The organism is Mesorhizobium sp. M1A.F.Ca.IN.020.06.1.1, assembly GCF_004023265.1.
GTDB lineage: Bacteria > Pseudomonadota > Alphaproteobacteria > Rhizobiales > Rhizobiaceae > Mesorhizobium.
Genome location: NZ_RZSR01001826.1, coordinates 1 through 427, shown reverse-complemented (window position 1 = coordinate 427; position 427 = coordinate 1). Strand labels below are relative to the sequence as shown.

Below are 427 nucleotides of genomic sequence, written 5' to 3'. Positions count from 1 at the left end.
GGGTCACATATGCGTTATGTGAGCGATGACTCAGGCGAATTTTCGCGGATCGGCGCAGAAATAGGCAATGATCTGGCAAAGATCGGGCTCGTTGACCATGCGGGCGGCCTCGGCGGAGCCGACCCATTTGCGCGTGCGAGCCCGCTTTTCCTTCCAGCGGTCCGCGACGCGGTCCACCTTGAGCGGGAACACCAGGACCTCGCAAGGCACTTCCTCGCCGGATGCCAGGACCTTGCCGTAGAAATAGCGGCCGGCTTCGAGATGCGAGACCGTGCCGTGCAACCCCGCTTCCTCGCCCGCTTCGCGGGCGGCAGCTACGCAAAGCGGCTCCCTGGCTTTCGGCCAGCCTTTCGGCAGCACCCAGCGCCCGGTATCGCGGCTGGTGATCAGCATGATCTCGACGCCGTTTTCGTTCTCACGCCAAGGC

General features: G+C 63.9%; 1 protein-coding gene. It reads right to left on the bottom strand.

The annotated features are described in order from the left end of the window. Window positions 1-30 precede the first annotated feature (30 nt). Window positions 31-427: NUDIX domain-containing protein (locus EOA60_RS37085; protein WP_245502736.1), on the bottom strand; the 397-nt coding region annotated here is incomplete at its 5' end.